Below are 24,586 nucleotides of genomic sequence, written 5' to 3'. Positions count from 1 at the left end.
CTAACGGCTTGAGAGTTAACCGTAAGAAACTTATCATGGGCGTGTTAGCCAAGGCACACAATTGGGCCAGGCGTGGACGTTTTCGCAAATGAAGGGGACGCTATTGAAAATGCGGCGGGCGGCAACCGATATAACCGAGCTCTACGCACCGCAGTTTGAGCAGTTTGGCTTGGAGTTCTCCGGCAATGGTGCCATCTTTACCGGCGAGGTGGCAAACGATCGGGCGCACGGACGCGCATGGATCATGCCCCTCTCCCCCACCTGCATCGTCATGGAGCATTTCATTACCCCGACGCACAACATGCACCTAGCCGAATACACGCCCGAACCGTACGCGTGCGTGAGCGAGGTCAGCGCGCCCACGCTCATGTGCATGCCCGAAGCCGGCATAACGCCTGCGAACCTCAAGCCGCTGCGTGGGCCGTGGCCGAGCAGCGCAGTCTGCAGCTTTATCCAAGATAGCTGCGGTGAGGAGCTAAGCCCGCTGTTTGCAGGGCAGCTCTACCACTCGCGCTCGGTCCTCTTTTTGCCTGGATATTTTGACGAACTGGAGCACCGCTATCCCACCGAGTTCGCGGGGGTCTTTGAGGCGTTTGCCGAGTCATGGCACGAGGAGGCGACGTCCGCCATCTGCCACACGCTGCGTCGGATTAACGAGGAACGCGCCCGCACCGTAGGCGGACACGTCTATATGCAGGGCATCGTGGAGGCTATGGTCGCCGAACTCGCATGCTCACGCGCGGCCCACAAGCAGGCGCGGCAGGCGGCAGACACACGCGTCAGCATAACCATTGCCGAAGAAGCAACGGCAATGATTGAGCGTGCGCTCGACAAAGGCAGGCGTGTGGGTATCAACGAGGTGGCCGAGAGGCTCTACACAAGCCGCTCCAAGCTATGCGCCACCTTTAAGGCCCAAACTGGCGAGTCCCTGGGCGCCTACATTCGCAGACGCCGTATGGAGCGAGCACAGGACCTTTTGGCCGATAGCTCGCTCACGATAGCGCAGGTGGCAGAGCGTCTAGGCTACCCTCAGCAGGCCGCCTTCGCCCAAGCCTTCAAGCAACACACCGGCACCACCCCCACCGCTTGGCGTTCCCAACATTTATAAATAATGAGGGCGCCAACGGCGCCCTCATTCACCAAATTCAATCCAGCCTACCTGACCCGAACGGCCGAGTCGTTGCAGAACCCGGGAGCCCCGGCAGGGCGGGTGCTTGCTCAAAATGAGTTCCGCACGCAAAGAAGGCCACTTAATGTGGCCTTCGTCTTGCGCAGGACTGTTTGAGATTTTGAGGAAGCACCCGCCCTGCCGGAGCCCCTCGGTTCCCGCTTACGAGAGCGACGTTCTCAGCAACTCGTTGAAGAGTTTCGGGTTGCCCTTGCCACGGCTCGCCTTCATGCACTGGCCCACAAGGAACCCGATGACCTTCTGGTTGCCGTCACGATACTGCTGCGCCTGATCGGCACAGTTTGCCAGCACCTCGTCCACGATCGGCTGCAGCGCGCCGGCATCGCTCACCTGACGCATGCCGCGCTCGTCGACAATCTTGTTGGGGTCGTCGCCGGTCTGGGCCATGGCCTCAAAGACCTCGTGCGCCTGGTTGGAGCTGATGGCATCGGTCGCGAGCAGCTTGGCAAGCGCCGCCACCTGAGCCGGCGCGATGCCGGACTCAGTCAACGACACACCCGCGCCCTTAAGGTAAGCAATCATCTCGTTGACCAGCAGGTTCGCGACCGTCTGGGCCTCCTTGCCAGCCATACCGGCAGCGGCGGCCTCAAAGAACTCGGCAAACTCCGGGTCGCCGGCAATCTGCTCGGCATCGGCCGTCTTAATGCCAAAGTCGGCCTCAAAACGGGCGCGCTTGGCATCGGGCAGCTCGGGAATCTCGCCACGGCAGCGGTCGATGAACTCGTCGTCCAGATCGAACGGCGCCAGGTCGGGGTCGGGGAACAGACGATAGTCGTCGGCCGTCTCCTTCACACGCATGACCACGGTGCGCTTGCGGCTGGGCTCCCAGTGGCGGGTCTCCTGATAGATGATGCCGCCCTCCTCGAGCACCTCGGCCTGGCGGCAGATCTCGTAGGCAAGGCCGTCGTGCAGGCTCTTAAACGAGTTGAGGTTCTTGAGCTCGGTCTTGGTGCCCAGCTTGGTCTCGCCGCGGCGACGCAGCGACACGTTGCCGTCGCAGCGCATGGAACCCTTCTCCATGGAGCAGTCCGAAATGCCCAGCGTCACAAAAATGCGGCGGAGCTTCTCCATAAACAGGCGAGCCTCCTCGGGCGTGCGCAGATCGGGCTCAGTCACGAGCTCAATCAAAGGCGTGCCGCAGCGGTTGTAGTCGACGAGCGACTCGGCCGCGGCGGTAATGCGGCCCTCGGCACCGCCCACGTGCACCATCTTGGCGGCGTCCTCTTCCATATGGATGCGCAGGATGCGAATGGGCACCGTGTAGGAACCGTCCTCGCGACGCTCGGGCATCTGCAGGTTGGACGCATCATAGCTGGCCAGATGGCCGGCACGCTGATTGCCCTCGCGCATGGTCGACGTCATGGACGTGGACAGGCCCTCGGCGTTGGCCGAGGCGCTCGCCAGACTCTGGGCCTCGGCCTCGCCAAACGCGCAGTCGGGGCGCTCGGCGGCACCGCGACCGGTCACATCAAGATCCAGGTGGCCGTACATGGCAAAGGCGACCGGGCCCTGCGTGGTCTGGAAGTTCTTGGCCATATCGGGATAGAAGTAGTGCTTGCGGTAGAACATCGAGTGGCGCTGGATCTCGCAGTTGGTGGCGAGACCGGCCTTGACGATGCTTTCGATGGCGCGCTTGTTGGGCACCGGCAGAGCGCCGGGCAGGCCCAGGCACACCGGGCACACGTTGGCGTTGGGCTCGTCATCGTGGCTGAGCTTGCAGTTGCAGAACATCTTGGTATCGAGTGCGGTGAGCTCGGTATGGATCTCCAGGCCGATCACGGCCTCCCAATCCTGCAGGACCTCGGAAAGCTCCTTCATTACAGCTCGCCTCCCTTCCCGGCAAAATCGGGCGCGACGGAAAGCGCGGGCGCACCCGTGGCGTCATCGGCAAAGCCGCGCTCCAGGGCGCGGGCAAACATGAGCAGCTGACGGTCCTTAAAGGCAGGCCCCACCAGCTGGGCAGAAACGGGCAGCTTGCTGTCCTCGCCCAGGCCCAGCGGCACCGAGATACCGCCGTTGCCGCAAATGTTGAGCGAGATGGTGTACAGGTCGGAGAGGTACATCTGCGTGGGGTCGCTAATCTCGCCAAACTTAAAGGCCGTGCGCGGCGAGGCGGGCATGAGGATGGTGTCCACCTTGGCATACGCGGCGTCGTAGTCCTGCGTGATGAGCGTGCGGGCCTTTTGCGCGGCGTAGTAGTACTTGTCGTACACGCCCGAGCTCAGCAGGTAGGCGCCGAGCATCTGACGGCGCTTGGCCTCGGCGCCAAAGCCGTGGGCGCGCGAAAGCGAGCTCTGGTCGGACAGGTTGGCGCAGCCCTCCTCCTGATAGCCGTAGCGAATGCCGTCGAAGCGAGCCAGGTTGGAGAACGCCTCGGCCGGGCCGATGACGTAGTAGGCGGCAATGGCGGCGTCCAGGTGCGGCAGGTCGACCTCGACCAGCTCGGCGCCCTGGTTCTGCAGCTCCTGGGCGGCGCGCTGAACAGCGGCCTTGACCTCGGGCGTCAGACCCTCGGCCTCCATAAACGCAGGGATAATGCCCACGCGCTTGCCCTCGATGCTGTCGTTGAGATGCTCGGTAAAGTCGACGGCGCAATCCTGGCTGGTGCAGTCGTACGGATCGTGGCCCGCGCCGGTAAGCGCGTTCATGGCCAGCGCGACGTCCTCGACCGTGCGGCCAAAGGGACCCACCTGGTCGAGCGACGAGCCAAAGGCGACCACGCCGTAACGGCTCACGGCGCCATACGTGGGCTTAAAGCCCACCACGCCGCACAGCGACGCCGGCTGGCGAATGGAGCCGCCGGTATCCGAGCCCAGCGAGAGCGCGACCTCGCCCGCGGCGACGGCGGCAGCGGAACCGCCCGAGGAGCCGCCGGGCACGCGCTCGGTATCCCAAGGGTTGTTGGTGCGGTGGAACGCCGAGCTCTCGGTGGAGCTGCCAAAGGCAAACTCGTCCATGTTGGCCTTGCCCATGGGCAGGCAGCCGGCATCGAGCATACGCTGGACGCAGGTGGCGGTGTAAACGCTCTGGTAGTCCGCGAGCATGCGGGAAGCGCAGGTGGTGCGCGTGCCCACGAGGTTCATGTTGTCCTTAATGGCCAGCGGCACGCCCGCGAGCGGGGGCAGCGGCTTGCTTGCGGCACGGTCGGCATCCACGCGCGCAGCAGCCTCGAGCGCAAGCTCGGGCGCCACCTGCAGGAATGCCCGGACCCCGCCCTCGCGCGCCTCGATGGCGGCAAGGGAGGCCTGGGCCACCTCGGTAGCGGTAAAGTCGCCGGCGGCAACGCCCGCGGCGATCTGGGCGGCGGTAAGGGAATCGAAGCTCTGCGCCATTACTCGCTCTCCCCCTCTCCCAAAATGGACGGCACGCGGAAGTAGCGGTCGCGTGCGCTGCCGGCGTTCTCCAACGCGACGTCGAGCGGCAGATCGCGCTCGGGCTCGCGCAGGTCATCGCCCATCACGTTGGACAGGCTTCCGATGGGATGGAACGTGGGCTCCACGTCGGGCAAGTCATATTGCAAGACGGGCTCGAGCATCTGGACGGCGTCGTTCATGTAGGACGTCATCTGGGTGAGCTCGTCATCGGTCAGTGCGATCTTTGCGTACTCGGCGATGCCGCGCACGTCTTTCTCGCTGAGTGCCATAGGCGCTCCCTTCCGCATAACAGATAAACCGCTCTAGTATACAAGGCAACGCCGCTTGGAGCAGGTGCTTTACCTAAATGCAGCGAAAACGTAACGAGGGCGGCGGTTGGCAGGCGGCGGGCCGGCGGTTCTACAGCGAAACCGCACCGTCCATAGCGAAAACCATCCCGCCCGCAGCGAAAACCGCGCCGCCCGCAACAAAAAGCATCACAACATTCGACGCTTTTCGCCAAAATCGCGATTTTCATCGAATGTTGTGATGGTTTGGAAGTCCCGACCACCACAAAGGTGCCTGTCCCCATTGTGGTGGTTCTGAACGATGTCCTATGCCGAGGCCTTGGCCTTGCGGCGCTTGCGGACCGCGTGGATCACGATGTCCAGCAGCAACAGCACAATGGCTACGACCACGATGAGCACGGCAAACTCGCGCTTGCCCCAGTGGCGGCCGGCCAGCGACTTTTGCTTGTCGACGTCCTTCTTGTTGTACTTGGTGCGCACGCAATGCACCAGCAGGCGATGGTCGTTCACGCCATAGGGCGTGCAGGTGACGAGCGTCACTTTGTCGGCGCCGGGCTCGATGGTCAGCGACTCCATCTCCTCGGGCAGCACCACCTCGGAGTCCACCATCTTGTAGGCGAGCGTCTTATTCATGGTGTGCAGCAGCACCAGGTCGCCGGGCTCCAGCGAGTGGATGTCGTCGAACATGCTCAGGTTGCGCATGCCCGAGTGCGCGGTGAGCACGCAATGCGTCGAGGTGCCGCCCACCGGCAGGCTCGTGCCCTCCAGGTGGCCGACGCCCGCCATAAGGACTTCCTCGCTCGTACCGTGGTAGATGGGCATGCTCACGTCGATGGAGGGGATCTCGACCCAGCTCATCATGGGGTCGCGGTCAAAGATGAGCTGCTGAGCGTAGGGCTCAATCTGGTCGGCGGGGAGCTCGGTGGCCTCGCCCGCCAGCTGCTCGTTAAAGGAGCGAGCCTGGAGCAGAATGCGTTCGCGCTCCTCGGCAGACAGCGCGTCCACAGTGCTGGACACGGTGCTGATCTGGTTGAACACGCCCGAGGCCTCGAGCCGGTCCAAGATCCACGGCCAGGTCATAAGGCCCACGCCAATAAGGATGATGACGATGGTGATGAGCCGGTCGGCCCAGCGCGGCAGTCGCTTGCGACGGCGCTTGGGCTTGGGCTGAGGTTTGGGCTGAGGGCTTGAGCCACCGTTGGCCGCGGCGTTATTGCTCTTCATATGTTTGGCGCCCTGCACCATCGCCGGTCACTCCTCTACAACTCAAGTTGTCTAAACAAATAATAGCCGATTAGCGAGCTTCCGCGCCGGACAACACAGCTAGGACCGAAACGCCGCCTACGGTTCGAATTCTTGGAGACCTTCTACAGCGCTTCTTGCCATGGATATTCCTTTCCAAACATGCGATCGACTTCGAGCTGAATTCGCTCATCGTCGATTGCCGCCAAAGATAGCGCAAGCGAAATGTTGTCGACACGGGAGGAGTCGGCAAACACGGGTGCATAGCGCCACACTTGGATCATCGCCGTCTCGTTATCCGGCAACTCCCCGTCTGCGACTTCGAGGTCGCTCAGTTGACGCCATGTACTTCTTAAGACGGCCTTTTGTTCCATGCCCGGCGCAGCGAGCATCGAACGCGCAGCGAGCGCCGTCTCCCCGGCGTCAACAAGATAGTCGATCTGCGGCGTCTTCCTTGCAAAAAAGACCTTCGAGACAGGCGAGGAGAGCTCTGCCATGTGCTCGCTGAGCAGAAGATCAACGGCAACAGGGAACACGACGACACGTCGCTCGCGACGCTCGCGCCTCGCGAGCCCCCTGTCAACAAGCTCGGTTATGGCCTCACTCGCGCGGCTTGCCGAAATCCCAAGCGCACGACAAAGGTCATAGGGGCGATATGGCTCCTGGGCTGCTCCCCAGATTGCGGCAGCCTGCGCATTGGGTGACATCTTGGTCGCGTGATTGCGAAACCGGGCACCGCCCCTCTCCGTGCAAGCTGTGCCCATAAATGGAAGAAAAGCCTGTCTACCGGGGCAAACAAACGGAATCCCTTGTGCAACCAATGCTTTGCGCTGACGTGCATCGGCATCAGGAAACGAAACGACAACAGGAGTCTCCGCGCGCAAGGCTAGCTGACTATAGACTCTCTTAGCCTCGGGAAGCCCGACGCCAGAGGGCAAGCTTGCAAGCAAAAACGAAAAACCGTTTGCGTCAACAGCGCGGACCTCAATCACCCGCAGATGCAGCGGCAAGCGTGCGGATCCAGGCCAAGTTTTGGTCTTGGCGGAAAGGCCTAGTGCTTCTTGTAAGTAGATTAGTGCTTCGTTCATTTCCATCGTTTTCGTTCGATTCCAGTTTGTATTGGAATTATACATAATTTTCGGAATTAAAGAGATACCGTACGTGCCTAAGCCTACATTTGGGTTCTCAAAATATCCCGAATCGGCGGGGCGATTCGGGATATAATGTCAATAGAAAACGACGCACCCCGCGTAAGTGTACGAGAGCGCGGGCGGCCTAGTTTTCAGTTTTTGTTAAATGCCCGGGATCCGACCCCCGGGCATTCTTATTTGCGCTTTCGGCGCAAATGCCGTCTACCGTCCGCACCGCGCGTGCGCCTACGGACCTTAAACCGAACCTCATACGAGTCAAGAAACGCGATGACGAACGAGCCCACCGCAGCGAGGGCGGCGAGCGCGTTAAGGAATTTCAGCAATTGGGGACCTCCGATCGAGTCGTCGGCCGCCCGCGCACGGGATGCGTCGCAAGGGTTATTTTACTGCGAGTGTATGCACCCACAGCTGGTCAACGCGATTTTGACAAACATTTGTTCGGTAGTTACAAACACGATTCCTCACCCAGCGGAGCCTGGCCGCATTGTCCGGGGTTGCCCGACGTGTTTGCGTTTTCAAAATGTCCCGGATCGGCGGGGCGATTCGGGATACAATAGCTACAGGAAACGACGCACCCCGCGTAAATGTTTGGGAGCGCGGGCGGCCTAGTTTTCAGTTTTTGTTAAATGCCCGGGATCCGACCCCCGGGCATTCTTATTTGCGCTTGTTGCGGCGCTAATGCCTTCTACCGTCCGCACCGCGCGTGCGCCTACGGACCTTAAACCGAACCTCATACGAGTCAAGAAACGCGATGACGAGCGTGCCCGCATCGGACGATGGAGGCTGACTGCGTTATCCCAAAAAGAACGGGGCAGACTCCAGTGCGGAATCTGCCCCGAAAAGAGAATGGCAAAGCAAGAACGTGGATGAACGAGAAAAGTGTCCGCAAGTCTCATGGCCATCACATCCCACCTGCCAAAGGGATGGGTGAGCCAGCGTTACTCCTGCTCGGACTCCTCAGCCTGCTTACGGCTGCGGATGAGGTGCGCCACGCCGATGCACAGCACCGCGCCACCAGCGATCCAAGTGAAGGTCACGCCGTTGAGACCGGTGAGCGGGAGGCCGGAGCCCTTCTTGTTCTTGATGGTGACGGGGATCTTGGTCGTAGTCAGGTCCTTTTCAGTCTTAGCAACGGCCATTTCGGAACTAGACGTCACATCGAGCCTCTCCAGCGTGCCGGTCGAGTCGTACTTAGGCGCCACCGTAATGGTAAATGGGTCGATGGTGTTGTACCCCGCAGGCGCCTCGCTCTCGATAATCTGATACTCGCCTGCAACAAGGCCGGGGATAAAGACCTTATTATCAGTTTCGGTCGCAAACACTCCGGCCTCGCTTGCTTCGCTGGTGAGTCCGCCTTCCTGCGTCAGCCATTTACCGCCACCGGAAATATCGGTGTTCCCCTCCTTGGTCATTTTGACCTTAAAACGCGCAACGAGTTTGGCGTTAGCGTTGTTCGGGTCAGCATCAGTCTTAGTGACATCGAGACCAAAGACGTAGTCAGTGACCTTGTCCGACTCAGAAGTGCCCTTATCATCAGTCATGGGATTGTTGGAATAGAAAAGCTTGACCTCATTGGTGGTACCGCCGGCCTTGTATTCAACATCACTGGTGAGCTGAGCTTTGTAGGTCACGACCACTTTGGAAGCGGCGCCAACTTCAATCGGCTCTCCCTTAGCTGTCTGAACCGTCTTAAGGTTTTTAAAAGAAACATTAAGGAGCTCAGTTCCATCAGCCTCAACGGGGGTCACAGTCGCCTTGTAACCCTTGTCAGCGTCTGGTGCAACCTCTTTCTTGCTGCCGTTATTATCGATATAGACATGCAAGTCCTTCAGCGTGTCATCGGAGTTCTTTACAACCTTAAGACCCTTACTCAGCGTATCTTTGAATTCATAGTAATAGGTATCGTACGAGGCAATATTGTCCGCAACGCGACCGGTCAGCCTGTAGCCGATTTCCTGTCCGATCCAAGCATCACCGCTATCCTTCCAGTTTTTCTCTTCGTCACTGGTAGCATCCGTACCAGCATTGTCATCGAGAATCTTCTTTTCGACCGTGGGGATGCTGGTCTTCTCGGTAACGACCACGGAATTACCGCCAACGATGGCAAAGATCGGGGAGGTGCCAGTGTTCGGCTTGATCGAATCCGTAAGTCCATCAGACACGAACAGGTAATAGCCATCTCCGCTATCATCAGGGCGCGTCCACTCCTCGCCCGCCTTAAATGAGCTACCCACAGCGGTCTCATCTTTAGCCACAGCTTTAGCAATCGAATTCAACACGCTACCGGAAGCAACGCGCGTACCACCAGTAGTTGCCGTGCTGGCAGAAGTGCCCGTTACATTTTGAGAAAGCCACTCGGCCACATCCGAAGCAGAGGGATCGTCCTTGAGCTTCTTGGTAGGATCTTTCTTCACGAGTTCCTGATACTCGGTAGACCCCGTAATGGCGGTAATCACCTTGGAACCGATAATATTATTTGCCCATTTAATATCGGAAGCAACCTTACCTTTGTCTTTCTCGTCAACGACTTTTGCCTTGAAGATCTGATAAGCCTTGAACGTATTGTCCTTGTTGGCGTCGTTGACCTTATTGATCGTGATGCTGCCCGTCGCACCCTCAGCCGCAAACGCCATCGTGACCGGGGCCATCACGCCGCCGAAGCTCAGCGCTGCTGTGAGGCCGGCGGTTACTGCCAGGCGTGCGATGTTCTTGCTCATGCTCATCTTCTTTTCCTCCGTTTTCCGTTTGATTCTCATTCGATCGGTCATCATCTGTCTGTGTCTTAGCATCTACTTCGCTACGTCTCGCCCCGCTCTCTGTGGGGCTGCCAGCTACTCTTTATGGCTGCCACCTCCCCGCTTGACCAGGAGCGCGACCACGATGAGCGCGGCTCCGGCGACCGCTGCGGCGGCCGCGGCGTACATTGCCATATCGCCAGTCGAGGGCATAAAGCCTCCGGTGGTAATGCTAGGGGGTGTGCCGGTGGGCGTGTTGATGAGCGACGCCTCCAGACTGCCCGTCGACCCGTCCGCGCTGTCGGCGCGCAGGGGCGACTCGGCCGTGATGGTGAGTTTGGGCTTGGCAGCGGCCACCTGGTCGACGTCCAGGCCCTCGGCCTTGACCGTCACGGAGCGCGTGCCCTCAAAGGCGGTGTAGCCCTTGGGTGCCTTGACCTCGCGGACCTCCAGCTTGCCCGAGTCCACGCCCGAGACGGTCACGCGGCCGTCCTCGCCCGTGGTGACGGTGGCCTTGCCCTCTGCATCCCACGTGCCGTCGGCCGCCAGTGTGCGACCGCGGTCGTCGGCGATGCTCAGGACCGCCCCGGCAAGCGGCTTGTCGCCGTCGCTGCCGCGCTTGGTGAGCGCGAGATCCCAGGTGTAGGCGCACGCATCGTCGCTCGGCGTGCTGGTAAAGCCGGCATCGCCGGACTGGTCGGCAAAGGGAGAGCGCGGGTAGCGCAGGTAGACCTCGTTGGGGTTGCCCTTCGCGATGCCGTGGTTGCATGCGCTGTTGAGCGGCGCGTTGTACACGGCGACCACGCGGGCGCCCGCGGTAAAGGCGTCGGCCCCGCCGAGCGCGGCGATCAGGTCGCCGGTGCGCACGGTGAAGGTCTTGCCGTCGGCCGCTACCTTGGTGGCGCACTGGGCCGTGATGTCGGTCCAGCCCTTCGCGGGCTCGGTGCCGGCGCGGCCGTCCTTGCCGGCGGCAACAGCGTCGAAGCCGCCGTCCGCGCCCGCCGCCGCGTACACGCGCATGCTCGCGGCCACCTTGGAGGGGTCGAGCCCCGCGCTCATGGTGTCGACGAACTGCACCGCGTAGGTGTCATAGGCGGAAAGGCCCGCGGGAACCGTGGCCGAGAGGCGCCAGTACAGGTCGTCGGCGACCGTGGCATCGGCGGCCTTCTGCCATGCGGCGCTGCTGTCCTCCAGCACATGCTTGGACACCTTGGGGGTCGCCGCCTTGGGCTTGACGGTGACGGCGCTGCCGCCGACCAGGGCCATGATCGGCGCGGTGCCGGCCTCGCCCTGGGCGATGGCGTCGTCGTCGGCGACGATGAGCCAGTAGCCGCAGGGCAGCTCGGCCGCCGTGCCCGCGTTAAGGGCCACGGACTCGGCGGCAGAGCTCTGGAGGGAACGAGCGAGCTGTGCGCTCAGCGCGCTCGTAAGGTGGGAATCGGTGTTGAGCCACTCGGCAGCTTCCTGCGCGGTGGTCTGGGAATTGGGCATGTCGGCGCTGTGCAGCACAGGCAGTGCGGCGTCGCGCACGGCGTCGCTTGCCCAGGCAAGGTCGGTGGCGATCTTGGCGTCGCTGTCGCCGTCGACGACGTTGGCGCTAAAGATCTGGTAGGCGTCGTAGCTGCGCGCCACGGTGCCGCTCACCGTGATGGAACCGGTCGAGGTCGGCGCGGCCTGCGCGGAAGCGGGGAACACAACCGCGCAGGTGCCGATCAGGAGGGCAAGCAGCGCAAACAAGATCGGGAAGGAGCAAACTTTCTTATTCACGACGCTCGCCTCCCTTCGCATTCGCCTTGCGACGAATGTGCATCCAGGCTGCAGCAGCGCAAAGCACCGCCGCGCCGGCAAGGTACGTCAGAGTGACGCCCGACATACCAGAAAGGGGCAAAGAGGTGGAGTAGGTATTGGTGAAGGTGGGGGTGGAGTCGTCGGTGAGGTTCTGTTCTTCGGCACCGACGTCTGCTTTCCAGTTGCCATCGGAGTCAACGGTTCCCTTCCTGTAGGTCACCGCACAGTCGATTCCTCCTTTGGTGTCATCCGTTGCCACAGCCTTGAACCTATAGACCGACTGATCAAACTTGTAATGCGGATAGGTCGAGCTTTCGCCCTTCTCGCGCACGTAGTACGTGAAGGTCTTAGATCCATTTTCAAGGTCCTTGAGCTCATAGTTCTTCGGCTTGAAATTGACCGTGCTCGTTGCATTACCGTTTTTGTCAGTTTTGGCATTCGCAGGATCAGGATTAATTGTTACCGTTTCCGGATTGGTGAAGTTCAGGTCGTCCTCGTTCGCGAGTTCGAATGTGAACGCCTTCATCTCGCCGCCCTCAACGACCTTGGTCGCCTTAGGGGTCCAAGAGCCCTTCGAGTTGTATACGTTGGTGAAGGTAGCATCGTTCGTCAGCCGAATCGAAACAACATCTTCGTTGGTAGTTGGATGCACCGTAGACTCCGAAGCTTTGCCATTTTCTGTCTTCGTGATCTTTACGCTATCAACTTTGTAATAGGTGTAGTGAATGTCGAGTACGTCATGCGACTTGCTCGTGTCCTCCGTGACCGTAGGCTCAATCTTGTAGATGGTCTTGCTATAGGTAATGTCTTTTTCGGCACCCGGCTTCTCCACCAGATAGTAGACAAGATTGGTATCGGCATAAACCTCGCCCAGGTCGAAGGTAAAGCTGCCATTTGTTTCATTTTGAGCCGTATCGACCACCCGGCAACCGTTGGGCTGCAGGACACCTTTGTCGTTAAACGAAGGGGCCTGCAGGTTCGAACCTTGCTTGAGCAGTTCGAACTCGAATTCGTTCTTCTTGAGATTGCAGCTCTTAAGTTCCTTAGTGCCGCTGAGCTTCATCTTGGGGTATACGCTCACCCGTGTGGTGGAACCGGCGACAACGTCGCCGTTGGTCATGATGCCGCCACCGTGGATGTTGGATCTGTTGCCCGTGATGAAGAGGGAAGCAGCCGCGGTAGCAGCATCCATATCAACCTTAATCGGCTCAGATTTAAGGCCAATCATGTACTTAGCCTGAGCGCCCTCGTACTTGCCGATAGACGTTGGTGTTTTGTCGATCGTGCCCGACCAGTTGGCGGCTCCACCACCAAGCATCTGGCCGGTTACGGCTGCGATATACGGTTTGGTTTCCGAATTGGCAGAATCGTGAATTAAGAAAAGGTCCTTATGGCCGGCCTTTATAAAAGCTTCAGTTATTTCGCCGCCCTTATCATCCTCCTTATTGAAATCCCAGTCCTCGCTCTTCCCATTACTGCCGCCCGATCGGTTATAACCACTACCGTCAGGTTTACCGTCAGAATTACCGAAAATCGCGATGCCATTGGTATCGGTAATGGCAGTCTTACCAGTCGGGCAAGCGGCAAACCCGCCGCCAAAGCCATTGGCATGATTGTTGGTAATCAGCGCGTTATATCCCGAGGCTTGCCGGCTGAACGTTGTTGTCGCTGCTGCCCTGGACGAATACGCCACCGCCGCCCCAGTCGTTGGTGGTATTGGTCGTATTGTTAGTGATGTAGGCTTTCTCGCCGCTCACATTAAATTCGCCAACTGTAGGCGCAGAGATACGGATACCGCCGCCCTCCGAGTTTTGCGCCACATTGCTGGCGATGATTCCACCAGAAAACGTAAACCCGGAAAGAGCTCTATTCCAAGCGCCAGCATAAACGCCGCCGCCAGCCTCAGCAGAGTAGTTGCCCGTGATGTAGCCGCCTGCAATTGTGAGATTGCCGCCATTGAAAGCAGCAATGCCGCCACCACCGTGGCAACCGTTACCGAGATGCTTCGTGGAGCCTTCCCAATTGGTGTAGAACTGATAATTATTGTTGGTAATGTAACCTTTCGTAATGGTCACACTAGATTTCTCAGCACAAATTCCCGCGCCATAACCGTTTTGATTATTATTTGTACCGTTGCCGGAGATAATACCGCCAACCATGTTTACCGTAGAATTCATGGCATAAACGCCGCCGCCACTGGGGGCATAGTTACCAGCGATTACGCCGTCAGAGATCACCAGGGTTGAGCCCTCACCCTCAACATGAATTCCAGCACCAGCACCATCGCGGCCCATAGAAGCACCACAAACGTATCCGCCACTCATGTCGACGGTAGAGCCGTTATCGGCATAAATCAGGTGGCGAACATTTGCGTCCTGATTCGTGGTCAGCACGCCGCTTTGAAGGTTAAACGTACCGCCACAGACGTTGATGAGCCTCATCGTAGAGTGAGCAGTGGTGCCCACGATGGCGCCATTGATGGCAACCTCGTGCCTGAAAAGGGTCTCGGTAGTAGCAGTGTCACTCGAAGTCGACTCAGTCACGTAGTAAGTGAGCTTACTGGGCGTTGTGCCGTCGTAATCGAGCTTAGCAAGGTTGCCGTTTTTGTCGCCACCCTGCTCGAACTTGTTATCAGCCGCCTGCTGCAGATCCTCAATCGTGAGCGTCGCGCCCGCAGGCACATTGAACATGGACATGTTGTTGCGACCTGATTCGGTGCCATTATGCTTAATCTTGTGACCATTTAAATCTAAGGTCACCTCACCTGCGCCCAACGTAATGTCACTTGCATACTCGACATCGGCATTCAGGCGAAACTTGCCGGTTTTTTTATCTTTTTGAAGGTAATCGTAGAGGTCCTGCGCTGTATTAATCTGCGTATATCCGTCCGCGTCTTCCACAGCTAGAGCAATATCGCCCTCATCATTAGCACTGTCATCCGCAGGCTGTACAGCATCCTCAACCCCTGCGTCATCGGACAACAGGCTCGCCGCACCAGCGTCGCCAGAGACTTCGTCATTCTTGACGTCGTTGTTATCCTGCCTTTCGGTATCCACGTTGTTGGTGTTTTCTACATCAGTAGACTCAGTTGAGGAATCACCCGTCACAGTTTCTTCGGTCTGGGCATCGTTGGCAATGGCCTGCGAGATCGGGGGCATGACGAGCGACAGTACCAGGCTCAACACGGAGGCTCCGCACAAAACGCCTGCCAGCACACGGCGCGTCGCTTTATTACTCTGCTTAGATTTGTCCGAATTCGCTTTCATCGATGTCTCCTCCCCAAGAGACCGCGATCTTGCTCTTTCACCATCAAACGTATCTGCGCAATCTGTAATTGCGCTCGTTTAGTAATGCAATTATAACGATTGTTTAAACATCTGAGCAATAAAACCGACATTTTTGTAGCGAGTTCTCAATTCTCTTGACATTTGCTCAGATTTACCTTCGTTTATTCGCTATCTATTTTTTGTTTCTGCTGGTAATTTAGTTGCCTATTATTTTTTAATGGCATTAGATTTATTTGCACAACATTTTGCTCAAGAGCGAACATCCTGTGAACGGTCGAAAATCGACCGTGAGCGGTAGGTCATTAACCGGGATGAATATCCTACCAAATTGATGTGAATATCTTAAACCCATCGGTGGCTAGAAGCATGATGTTCAGACAACAATATTTGAATTTTCCCACAGATCTTAGGTATCAATTCGCCCAAATCGCCTGAGGCCACCGCAAAAGAGCCTGCCCCCTTCTGTGGTGGTTCTCCCCCAGCGCTACAGCAGATGTTCCTCGATAAAGATCGCAATGCCGTCTTTGTCGTTGCTGGCGGTTACAAAGTCGGCGGCGGCACGGGTGGCATCGCTGCCGTTTGCCATGGCCACGCCCACGCCGGCGTCGGCCACCATGCAGGTGTCGTTATCGGCATCGCCAAACACGCAGATGTCCTGGAGCTCCATGCCGTTGAGCTCCGCCACGCGCACAAGGCCGCGCGTCTTGGACACGCGCGGATCCATGAACTCGTAGAGCCGCTGCGTGGTTTGCAGAGCCGCCGCCTTAACAGTGTTATCGGCAAACGTCGACGCCCGCTCAATCACCCGCGGCATTACCTCGGGCGCCATGGTAAACATCACCTTGGGCTGCGGCTCGCGCAAAAACTCGGCAAAATCGACCACCTGGTAGGGCACGCCATCGACGCGCGACAGGTGCTCGACGCACGCGTTGCTCTCGGGCACGTAGAACACGCCGTCTCGGGGGCAGACGGGCGTTGCCGGAAGGTCCGCCATGTGCTTGCAGATGCGCGCGATGGTCTCGCCCGGCAGCGGATAGCTCAGCTCGTTGATGTCGTGTGCGCGGTCGATGACCTCGGCGCCACCGCAGCCCACGAGCACATCCACCAGGCCTTCGATGCCCCAGAGCTCGTACATGGCCTCGGTCGCGTGGGCATCGCGCCCGGTGCACAGGCCAAAGAGCACGCCGTGCTCGCGCAGGGCGCGGATCGCCGCCACGGTGCGCGGGGACACCGTGTGCCGGCTCGTGAGCAGCGTACCGTCGATATCGCAGAACACAGCTTTGATGTGGCTGAAGGTGGTGTCCATGGGAGCCTTTCTGGGTTGTGCGGCGGTGTGGGGCGTATTCGCGAACGGCGTACATGGTATACCAAGGCGCAGGCGCGGCCCGTCAAAGCAAAAACCACCACAAAGGTGCCTGGCTCCTTTGTGGTGGCAGGACTCGCAGGGTGGCCGGATCCGCAGGATGGCCTGACCCGGAGCGCAAACCATCACAACATTCGACGTTTTTCGGCAAAATCGCGGTTTTTATCGAATGTTGTGATGGTTTCTTACCGCTTTACGGCACGATCCAGATGCCGGCGTCCAAACAGCAGCAACGCCGCGGGAACTGCCGTCACGACCATGCCCGCCCCTACGAGTGTCCGTTGTACGCCAAATGTCGCCGCCAGCCACGGGGCAATCGCCAGCGGCGCCACGCCGGCGAACATATTGCCAAAGCCCATGACCGAATTGACGCGGCCGAGCTGCTCAAGCGGGGCCGTCGTTTGCACGATAGTGTTGTGGAGCGGGTTGACGACACCCCAAGCAATGCCCAGGGCGATCTGGCCGACGAGGGCCACGCCCACGTACGGCGTCCCCACATAGAGCAGGCTTCCCAGGCCCACGGACATAAGCGCCACGAGCAGGGTTTTAAGGTTGACCAGGTGCGGCGGCAAGCGGAGCGCGAGCACAGCACCCAGCACCGCGCCCACGCCCGAGGCCGACGAGAGCCAGCCCATCCACTCAACACCGACGTGTAGGACATCGCGATAGAAAAACGACTCGAGCGGATCGAAGGCTCCGTAGCCAAAGTTCGAAAGAAAAATGATGCAGAACAGCAGGGCGAGGACGCTGTTGGTGAAGACTGTTTTGATGCTGGTCGCGAAGGTGACACGGGCGGACGTGCTGGGGTTGGAGCTTTGTCCCGCACGCTCCCCTTCCTCTGCCGAATCGGCATCCGCATGCCCGACGACATGGCTGGTCTGCGACCTAAAGCCCCAGCCGGCAACGAGCGCCAGCACGGTAAAGAGCATCATGAGCACGAACACCGCACGCGACGACGCAGCCGCCGCGACAAAGCCGCCCAACGTGGGTCCGACGATAATACTCACGTTCGAAAACATGGCGATGGCGGAGTTGATGTCTTTGAGCTCGACGGGGTCGTTGGTGAGGTAGGCGGGATAGGACGTGGCGATGGGCTGAGCGAATCCCATCGTAAGGCCCAGGAACACCGCGCCGAGCAGGACGATGCCGGTCGCGCCACCAAAGGCGATGATTGCAGCACCCGTTGCCAGCGCGCCGACGATGCTCAGCAAGAAATGACGGCGCGGACCCCAGGCGTCGAGCGCTGCGCCGCCCGCAAAGGATCCCAAGATCACGAAAACGTTCATGAATAGGACGGCCAGCGATGTCGCGACGACCGAGGCGTCATCTGCATAAGTGAGCGTTCCGATGACGCCGATAAAATAACTGGTCTGAAACCCGGTGTAAATGAGAAAGCGCATCGCCACCAGGCGCTTGGCCTGCACGGGCAGCGATGATTGGGGCTTTGAGAAAAGAGAGGCGAGCATGGAGACTCCTTGTTTCATACGAATACGGGCGGTGGGCATTCGCCACCGTCTATCGAATCAATCAATCCGCATGAAACATTAAGGCGCATCAGGACCCTTCTCTCCGTTTTTCGCCCGTCATGAATTACTTGGTAGATTGTAAGGCATGTCACACACATCTACCAAAGCAAAAACCACCACAAAGGTGCCCGGCCCCTTTGTGGTGGAAGTGACGTTTGCCCAGATAAAACCTGCTAAAACAAACCTGTCCCTTTTTGGCAGGTTTTAGGCCAGATGATCTTGGATGAGGTCGCAGATGGCTCGGGCGTCGTTGATGTTGATGGCTCGGGTCGCAAAGCCGGCGTCGAAGGCCTGGCGTGCCAGGGCCTCGTTGCAGGCAAGGGCCAGCGTGTGACCGTCGACCAGGTCGAGCGAGCTCTTGCCGCGCAGACGGTCGACACCGGAGCGCGCGACGACGATGTTGTCGAAGCCCTCGGTCTTGTAGCCCTCGATGATCACCACGTCGACATCGTTGTAGCGCGACAGCAGCTCGCGCGCGGGCATCTCGTCCTCCTCGAGCGTGTCGGCGTACTCGGCCCAGCGTGTGGCACAAATCAGGCCGACGTGCTTAGAACCGGCCTGGTGATGGCGCCACGTATCCTTAGCGGGCACATCGATATCGAAGCCATGGTGTCCGTGATGCTTAAGCGAACCCACGCGCAGGCCGCGGCGGGTGAGCTCGGCGATAACCTTCTCGACGAGCGTGGTCTTGCCCGAGTTCTGGTAGCCGATAAACGCGATCGCGGGGACGGCCGGGGCCGGAGCTGCGGGCGCGACGGCGACGGGCGCGCTCGCGGGCGCGGCACCGTCAGCGGCCACGGCCTCAGTAGCAGCGGCCTGGCGCTCTGCGCGATCCCACACGCCCGAGCGGCCGCCCTCCTTGTGCAGCAGGCGCACGTCGACGATCTCCATGCCGCGATCGACGGCCTTGCACATGTCATAGATCGTTAGACACGCGGCGCTCGCGCCGGTCAGGGCCTCCATCTCGATGCCGGTCTTGCCCGTCACACCAGCTGTGACCAGCACATGAAAGCCAACCTGCCCGTCCGCGCGCGCCGGAGCCCAGCCCTCGGGCACGTCCTCGGCCGGCGTCCCCGCCGGAGCGATGGGCGCAATGTCGCACTTGCTCTTGGTAATGAGCAGCGGATGGCACATGGGGATAATGTCGCTCGTGCGTTTGATGGCCATAATGCCCGCCACACGCGCGCAGGCAAGCACGTCGCCCTTTTTGGCGCGGTCCTGCAGTACCATGGCCTGCGTCTCGGGATGCATGAGGATGGTGCCCTCGGCGATGGCGATGCGATGGGTCTCGGCCTTGTCGGACACGTCGACCATGCGCACCTCGCCCTTGGCGTCCACATGCGTCAGCTCGTCGCGACGGGCGTCACGGGCGGGCTCGGCTGTAGCGCTGGCAGACGGCTGTGCGGACGCGTCGGCGTTGCCAGCATTCGCCGCAGCCGTGACTTTGTGGGCAGACATCGCGGCCCTGCGAGCGGCCTTGGTGGCATCGGCGTACCTGCTCTTGGCCATATGATCATCCTCCGATTTGGGACATAAATCGTTGCGTGCCCTCAATTATCGCGTGTTCCTGCGGTTTGTGGGCCACGGCATCGCGCCAAATCGAAACTACCTGCATATCATCACCACGGCGCAGGGCATCGCGCACCGAATACTCGGCATCACTGAACAGGCACGGACGCACGTTACCGTCGGCCGTCAGGCGCAGACGGTTGCAATTCGCGCAAAAATGGTTGGACATGGCGCTGATGAAGCCGACCGTTCCCGCCGCGCCCGGAAAGTGCCAATAGCGCGCAGGGCCCGCGCCGGCAGGAGCGTCGTTGATGTCGAGCGGCTCGAGCTCGCCCAGACCAACCGCGGCGGCCCCGGCATTGATGCGCGCCCGCAGCTCGTCGCTCGGAACGGTGTCACTCGCATCCCACAGCTCGGGATTGAGCGCGGGCGCATGCGGGTCCACGGCGCAATGCGAGCTCGTGCGCTCGTCGCCAATGGGCATGTATTCGATAAAGCGCAGGTGGATGGGGCGGTCGACGGTCAGCCGCGCAAGGGCCGCCACATCTTGGTTGAGTCGGCGCACCACAACGCAGTTGACCTTAACGGGCTCAAAGCCCCAAGCCAGCGCCGCGTCGATGCCGGCCATGGTCTGTTCGAGCCGACCCAGACGCGTGATCTTTCCAAACAGCGTAGGGTCGAGCGTGTCGAGCGAGATGTTGACGCGGTTAAGCCCGGCATCTTTGAGCTGCGGTGCCAACTTGGGCAGCAGGGCACCATTGGTGGTGAGCGAGATGTCCTCGATCTGCGGGATCGCGCGGATGTCACGAATGAGCGGAATGATACGGCGGCTGACCAGCGGCTCGCCACCCGTCAGGCGCACGCGGCGAATGCCCTCCCCCGCTACCAAGCGCACAAAGCGGGCGATTTCCTCGGCGCTGAGCAGCTCGTCGTGTGCGCGAGGCGCCACGCCATCGGCCGGCATGCAGTAAATGCAGCGGAAATTGCACTTGTCGGTAACGGCAATACGCAGGTAGTTGATATCGCGGCCAAAGCCGTCATGTTGCACGTGCCCGTCCACGCAGGCCTCCCCTCACGCGGCGTTTTATTCTTCGGAAAACATAATACCCCACGGGAGAATCACGCCGACACCCGTACGACAGGACAGGTCGCTTCGAGCAAAACGAACTTCCCAAGCCCATCCTCAACACACAGACCATCACAACATTCGATGCTTTTCCCGATTTTGGCAAAAAACGTCGAATGATGTGATGGTTTGAGACGAGGTGAGGGGGCACGGAGGGCTCAAAGCATCGTGCTCGAACGGGTTAATCCAACTCTTTTAAGCCATGCGCCAGCTGCCAGTACTCGCCGTGCTGGGCGAGCAACTCTTCGTGCGTGCCGCGCTCGATGATGCGGCCGTGTTCGAGGACCATAATCGCGTCGGCATCGCGCACGGTGGACAGGCGGTGCGCGATCATAAACGTGGTGCGTCCGCGCATGATGCGGTCCATACCGCGCTCGATGAGCTTTTCGGTGCGCGTGTCGATGGAGCTCGTGGCCTCGTCCAGGATGAGCACCGGCGGGTCGGCGACGGCCACGCGCGCGATGGCGAGCAGCTGGCGCTGGCCCTGCGACAGGTTGGCGCCATCGGCCGTGACCGGCGTGTCGTACCCTCTAGGCAGGCGGCGGATAAACGAGTCGGCGCAGGCTGCCTCGGCAGCGGCGCGCACCTCTTCGTCAGTCGCGTCGAGCTTGCCAAAGCGGATGTTCTGCGCAATGGTGCCGCTAAACAGGTGCGTGTCTTGCAGCACAATGCCGAGCGACCCGCGCAGGCTGGACTTGGCAATGTGCTTGACGTCGATGCCGTCGTACGTGATCTCGCCGGAGTCGGCCTCGTAGAAGCGGTTGATGAGGTTGGTGATGGTCGTCTTTCCGGCGCCCGTCGAGCCCACAAACGCGATCTTTTGCCCCGGCTTGGCAAACAGGTTGAGGTCCGTGAGCACGCGGGTGCCCGGCACGTAGGAAAAGTCCACGGCATGGAAGCGCACGTCGCCGGCAAGCGGGACCAAGCCGCACGTGAGCTCGGTACCGTCGGCAGCCACCGCGCGGCCCGACTCATCAACGGCAGCCACATCATGCAGGTGCCCGTACGCGCCCACGCCCTGGCCCTCGGGAATCTTCCACGCCCACGCGGCATCGCCCGTCTGCACCAGTTCCACGCGGCCCTCGTCCACCTCGGGCTCAAGGTCCATCGCGGCAAACAAGCGCTCGGCGCCGGCCAACGCATTGAGCAAGAAGTTGCCCAGCTGCGTAAACTGGTTGATGGGCATGGCCGCCTGGCGTACAAAGACCAGGTAACTTGCAAGCGCGCCCACGTCGGCGAGCCCCTTGATGCAGAGCATGCCGCCCGCCACGGCGACGATAGCATAGTTGACGTAGCCAATCACGACGGTCATGGGCACCATGGAGTTGGCATAGCTCACGGCGGCAGCGCCGGTGCGGCGAAGCTCGTCGTTGCGGCAGGTGAAGCCGGCGACATTCGCTGCCTCGTGATTAAAGACCTTGATGACCTTTTGACCCGAGACCATCTCTTCGATATATCCGTCCAGGTCGCCAAGCGATGCCTGCTGGGCGGCAAAGAAACGCTTAGAGCGCGTGCCCGAGTAGCGCGCATACAGCACAATGGCCACATCGCACACGAGCGTGATAATCGTGAGCTGCCAGTTGAGGATGATGAGCATGGCCGTGGTGCCGACCATCTGGATGCTCGCCTGAATCACGTTGGCAAAGCTGTTGTTGAGCGCCTCGGAGACAGTGTCGACGTCGTTGGTAAAGAAGCTCATGATGTCGCCCGAGCGCGTGCTGTCGAAGTAACTCAGCGGCAGCGTCTGGATGTGCGCGAACAGGTCGCGGCGAATATCGGACACCACGCGCTGGGCTGCGCGCACCATGATCTGTGAGTAGCCCAGGGCCGAGAGCACGCCCGCGGCGTAGATGATCGCCGTCAGGATGACCTGCTTGGCAAGCAGTTCCTCCCCGCCCGTGGCCAAACCGTTAACGATGGGGCGCACCATGTAGGTGCCGGCGAGGCTCGCGATGGCGGCGACGGAGGCGAGCACGCCCACCGCGAGCAACGAGAACTTGGCATGCCCCATGTAGGAGAGCAAGCGGCGCACCGTGCGCTTGAGGTCGGCCGGGCGTGCTTGGGCTGCGGTCTTAGGCATGACGCTCACCCCCTTCCAGGGGTGATCCGCCGGGGACGGAGAAAAACGGATCGTTCGCGCAGCCATCGTCGCTGCCTCCGGCGGCGTCCGCGTTCCCCGCAAACTCCATCTGCGAGGCGTAAATCTCCTGGTAGATGTTGTCGCCCGCCAGCAGTTCCTCGTGCGTGCCCACGCCGTGGACACGACCGTCGTCCAACACCACAATGCGATCGGCATCCATGACGCTCGCGATGCGCTGGGCGATGACAATCACCGTCGTATTGGGAATCCGAGCGATATGCTCGCGGATCTTGGCGTCGGTCGCCATATCGACCGCACTGGTGGAGTCATCAAAAATGAGCACGCGCGGATGCTTGAGCAGCGTGCGCGCGATGCACAGGCGTTGCTTCTGGCCACCCGAAACACCGGCGCCGCCTTGGCCTAACTCGCCGTCCAGCCCGCCGATGCGATCAAGGAACTCGTCCACGCACGCCGCGCGGCAAGCCGCGAGGAGCTCATCGTCCGACGCCTGCGGATTGCCCCACTGCAGGTTCTCACGCACGGTGCCCGTGAACAGCACATTCTTTTGCAGCACAATGCCCACCGCGTCGCGCAAGGTAGCCAGGTCGTAGTCACGCACGTCATGTCCGCCCACAAGCACGGCGCCCTCGGTGGCGTCGTACAGGCGCGCAATCAGCTGCACAAGCGAGCTCTTGCCCGAACCCGTACCGCCGAGGATACCCACCGTCGAGCCGCTCTCAATGCGAAGGTCGATATGCTCGAGCACATCCTCGGCTGCATCCGCGCGGTATTTAAAGGAAACGTCGCGAAACTCGATACTGCCGTCCGCTGGTGCCGCAGTCGCGAGGTCTCCCGCAGGGTTGGCGATAAAGGGCTCTTCATCGAGCACCTCTGCGATACGGCCCACACTCGTGAGAGCGCGCGTGAGCAGCAAAAACACGTTGGAAATCATCATGAGCGAGTTCATGATCAGCAGCACGTAGCTCATAAAGCCCGTGAGCGAGCCCACGCCCAGGCGACCTTCGATGATCATGCGGCCGCCAATCCACAGGATCGAGAGCGCAGCCACGTACATCGAGAGTTGGAACACCGGCAGATTGAGCACAGCGGTGCCGAAAGTCTTTGTCGCCGTGCCGGCGAGCTCGGTATTGACGGTGTCGAACTTGTCGCACTCGTGCTCGGCGCGCACGTAAGCCTTCACGGCGCGCACGGCGGTAAGGTCCTCTTGCACCACGCCGTTAAGGTGGTCCATCGAGATCTGGAGTTGGCGGTAGAGCGGGCTCACGCGCACGGTAATGATACCGAGCACGATGGCGAGCATCGGCAGAATGACGGCAAAGACCGCCGCGAGCTCGCGCGAGAGCGCAAAAGCGTAGACGAGGCCCATAATCAGATTTACCGGCCCGCGCACCATGGGGCGGAAACCGTTACCTACGGCGTTTTGAATCACGGTGATGTCGGTGGTCATGCGAGTGACCAGCGAGCTGGCGTCGTAGTTGTCCAGATTGCCAAAAGCGAGCGTCTGGATCTTGCGGTACTCCGCCTCGCGCAGGTTAGCGCCCAGCCCCGAGGCAACGCGGGCGGACGTGCGTGCATAGCCCAAGCCAAGCAGCAGCGAACATGCGGCGCATACCAGCATATACGCGCCCTGCAACAGCATGTAGTTGATGTCGCCCGCGGGCACGCCTACATCGATGATATTTGCCATGATGACCGGGATAAACAGCTCGAGCGCCGTCTCGGCCGTCACAAAGAGCACGCCGAGCATGGCATCGCGGCGGTATGCCCCCAGATAGGAAAACAGAATCTTGAGATTGCGCACGCAGGTTCATCCCCCATCAAACGTTGTTCGCAAACCCACGTATTATGGCGCGCCGTGCGGCGTTGTCAAGTGTTCCGAAATCGATTTCTGCAAGGCTAGTGCAGGCA

The 24,586-nt window shown here is 60.2% G+C and carries 16 protein-coding genes; 1 reads left to right on the top strand and 15 read right to left on the bottom strand.

All coding sequences use genetic code 11. The annotated features are described in order from the left end of the window. The first annotated feature begins 109 nt into the window (after positions 1 to 109). Positions 110 to 1,108, top strand: coding sequence for a helix-turn-helix domain-containing protein (locus PMX70_RS05805; protein WP_271739934.1), 999 nt, complete (start codon positions 110 to 112; stop codon positions 1,106 to 1,108). A 222-nt stretch (positions 1,109 to 1,330) separates the two neighbouring features. On the opposite strand, the gene gatB is transcribed toward PMX70_RS05805, so the two are convergent. From gatB to PMX70_RS05730, 15 genes are all read right to left on the bottom strand, one after another. Continuing rightward, positions 1,331 to 3,007 carry an Asp-tRNA(Asn)/Glu-tRNA(Gln) amidotransferase subunit GatB gene (gene gatB, locus PMX70_RS05800; protein ID WP_271739796.1) on the bottom strand — a complete coding sequence of 559 codons (1,677 nt, stop codon included), beginning with the start codon at positions 3,005 to 3,007 and terminating at the stop codon, positions 1,331 to 1,333. Beyond that, the gene (gene gatA / locus PMX70_RS05795; RefSeq protein WP_271739797.1) at positions 3,007 to 4,521 is read right to left on the bottom strand and encodes an Asp-tRNA(Asn)/Glu-tRNA(Gln) amidotransferase subunit GatA; all 1,515 of its coding nucleotides are present in this window, start codon (positions 4,519 to 4,521) and stop codon (positions 3,007 to 3,009) included. The genes gatB and gatA overlap by 1 nt, the downstream gene beginning before the upstream one ends. Then, positions 4,521 to 4,832: an Asp-tRNA(Asn)/Glu-tRNA(Gln) amidotransferase subunit GatC gene (gatC, locus tag PMX70_RS05790; protein WP_055250987.1), complete on the bottom strand. Its 312-nt coding sequence runs from the start codon at positions 4,830 to 4,832 to the stop codon at positions 4,521 to 4,523. The genes gatA and gatC overlap by 1 nt, the downstream gene beginning before the upstream one ends. A gap of 324 nt (positions 4,833 to 5,156) precedes the next feature. Next, on the bottom strand, positions 5,157 to 6,074 hold the full coding sequence (locus PMX70_RS05785; protein WP_157758027.1) for a class C sortase: 918 nt from the start codon (positions 6,072 to 6,074) through the stop codon (positions 5,157 to 5,159). Positions 6,075 to 6,217: 143 nt separating this feature from the next. After that, positions 6,218 to 7,186 carry a MarR family transcriptional regulator gene (locus PMX70_RS05780; protein ID WP_271743136.1) on the bottom strand — a complete coding sequence of 323 codons (969 nt, stop codon included), beginning with the start codon at positions 7,184 to 7,186 and terminating at the stop codon, positions 6,218 to 6,220. 995 nt (positions 7,187 to 8,181) lie between these two features. After that, positions 8,182 to 9,960 carry a SpaA isopeptide-forming pilin-related protein gene (locus PMX70_RS05775; protein WP_271743135.1) on the bottom strand — a complete coding sequence of 593 codons (1,779 nt, stop codon included), beginning with the start codon at positions 9,958 to 9,960 and terminating at the stop codon, positions 8,182 to 8,184. A 114-nt stretch (positions 9,961 to 10,074) separates the two neighbouring features. Continuing rightward, on the bottom strand, positions 10,075 to 11,745 hold the full coding sequence (locus PMX70_RS05770; protein ID WP_271743134.1) for a SpaA isopeptide-forming pilin-related protein: 1,671 nt from the start codon (positions 11,743 to 11,745) through the stop codon (positions 10,075 to 10,077). Further along, positions 11,738 to 13,459, bottom strand: coding sequence for a Spy0128 family protein (locus PMX70_RS05765; RefSeq protein ID WP_271743133.1), 1,722 nt, complete (start codon positions 13,457 to 13,459; stop codon positions 11,738 to 11,740). The genes PMX70_RS05770 and PMX70_RS05765 overlap by 8 nt, the downstream gene beginning before the upstream one ends. Then, positions 13,398 to 15,032, bottom strand: a complete 1,635-nt coding sequence (locus tag PMX70_RS05760; RefSeq protein ID WP_271743132.1) for a hypothetical protein — start codon at positions 15,030 to 15,032, stop codon at positions 13,398 to 13,400. Before PMX70_RS05760 ends, PMX70_RS05765 begins: the two co-directional genes overlap by 62 nt. A 505-nt stretch (positions 15,033 to 15,537) precedes the next feature. Further along, positions 15,538 to 16,359: an HAD family hydrolase gene (locus tag PMX70_RS05755; protein ID WP_271743131.1), complete on the bottom strand. Its 822-nt coding sequence runs from the start codon at positions 16,357 to 16,359 to the stop codon at positions 15,538 to 15,540. A gap of 242 nt (positions 16,360 to 16,601) precedes the next feature. Further along, positions 16,602 to 17,882 carry an MFS transporter gene (locus PMX70_RS05750; RefSeq protein WP_271743130.1) on the bottom strand — a complete coding sequence of 427 codons (1,281 nt, stop codon included), beginning with the start codon at positions 17,880 to 17,882 and terminating at the stop codon, positions 16,602 to 16,604. Positions 17,883 to 18,146: 264 nt separating this feature from the next. Then, positions 18,147 to 19,451 carry a molybdopterin-guanine dinucleotide biosynthesis protein B gene (gene mobB, locus PMX70_RS10150; protein WP_271743129.1) on the bottom strand — a complete coding sequence of 435 codons (1,305 nt, stop codon included), beginning with the start codon at positions 19,449 to 19,451 and terminating at the stop codon, positions 18,147 to 18,149. Between the two features lie 4 nt (positions 19,452 to 19,455). Continuing rightward, a complete protein-coding gene (gene moaA, locus PMX70_RS05740; protein ID WP_271743128.1) occupies positions 19,456 to 20,511 on the bottom strand; it encodes a GTP 3',8-cyclase MoaA in 1,056 nt (351 codons plus the stop codon). A 247-nt stretch (positions 20,512 to 20,758) separates the two neighbouring features. Continuing rightward, a complete protein-coding gene (locus tag PMX70_RS05735) occupies positions 20,759 to 22,657 on the bottom strand; it encodes an ABC transporter ATP-binding protein (RefSeq protein ID WP_271743127.1) in 1,899 nt (632 codons plus the stop codon). After that, positions 22,650 to 24,425: an ABC transporter ATP-binding protein gene (locus tag PMX70_RS05730; RefSeq protein WP_271743142.1), complete on the bottom strand. Its 1,776-nt coding sequence runs from the start codon at positions 24,423 to 24,425 to the stop codon at positions 22,650 to 22,652. Before PMX70_RS05730 ends, PMX70_RS05735 begins: the two co-directional genes overlap by 8 nt. Positions 24,426 to 24,586: the final 161 nt, after the last annotated feature.

The sequence above is a fragment of the Collinsella aerofaciens genome (genome assembly GCF_028206795.1).
Taxonomy (GTDB): domain Bacteria; phylum Actinomycetota; class Coriobacteriia; order Coriobacteriales; family Coriobacteriaceae; genus Collinsella; species Collinsella aerofaciens_AX.
Note: the sequence above shows the minus strand (reverse complement) of the source record. Positions and strands in the feature narration are given on the sequence as shown.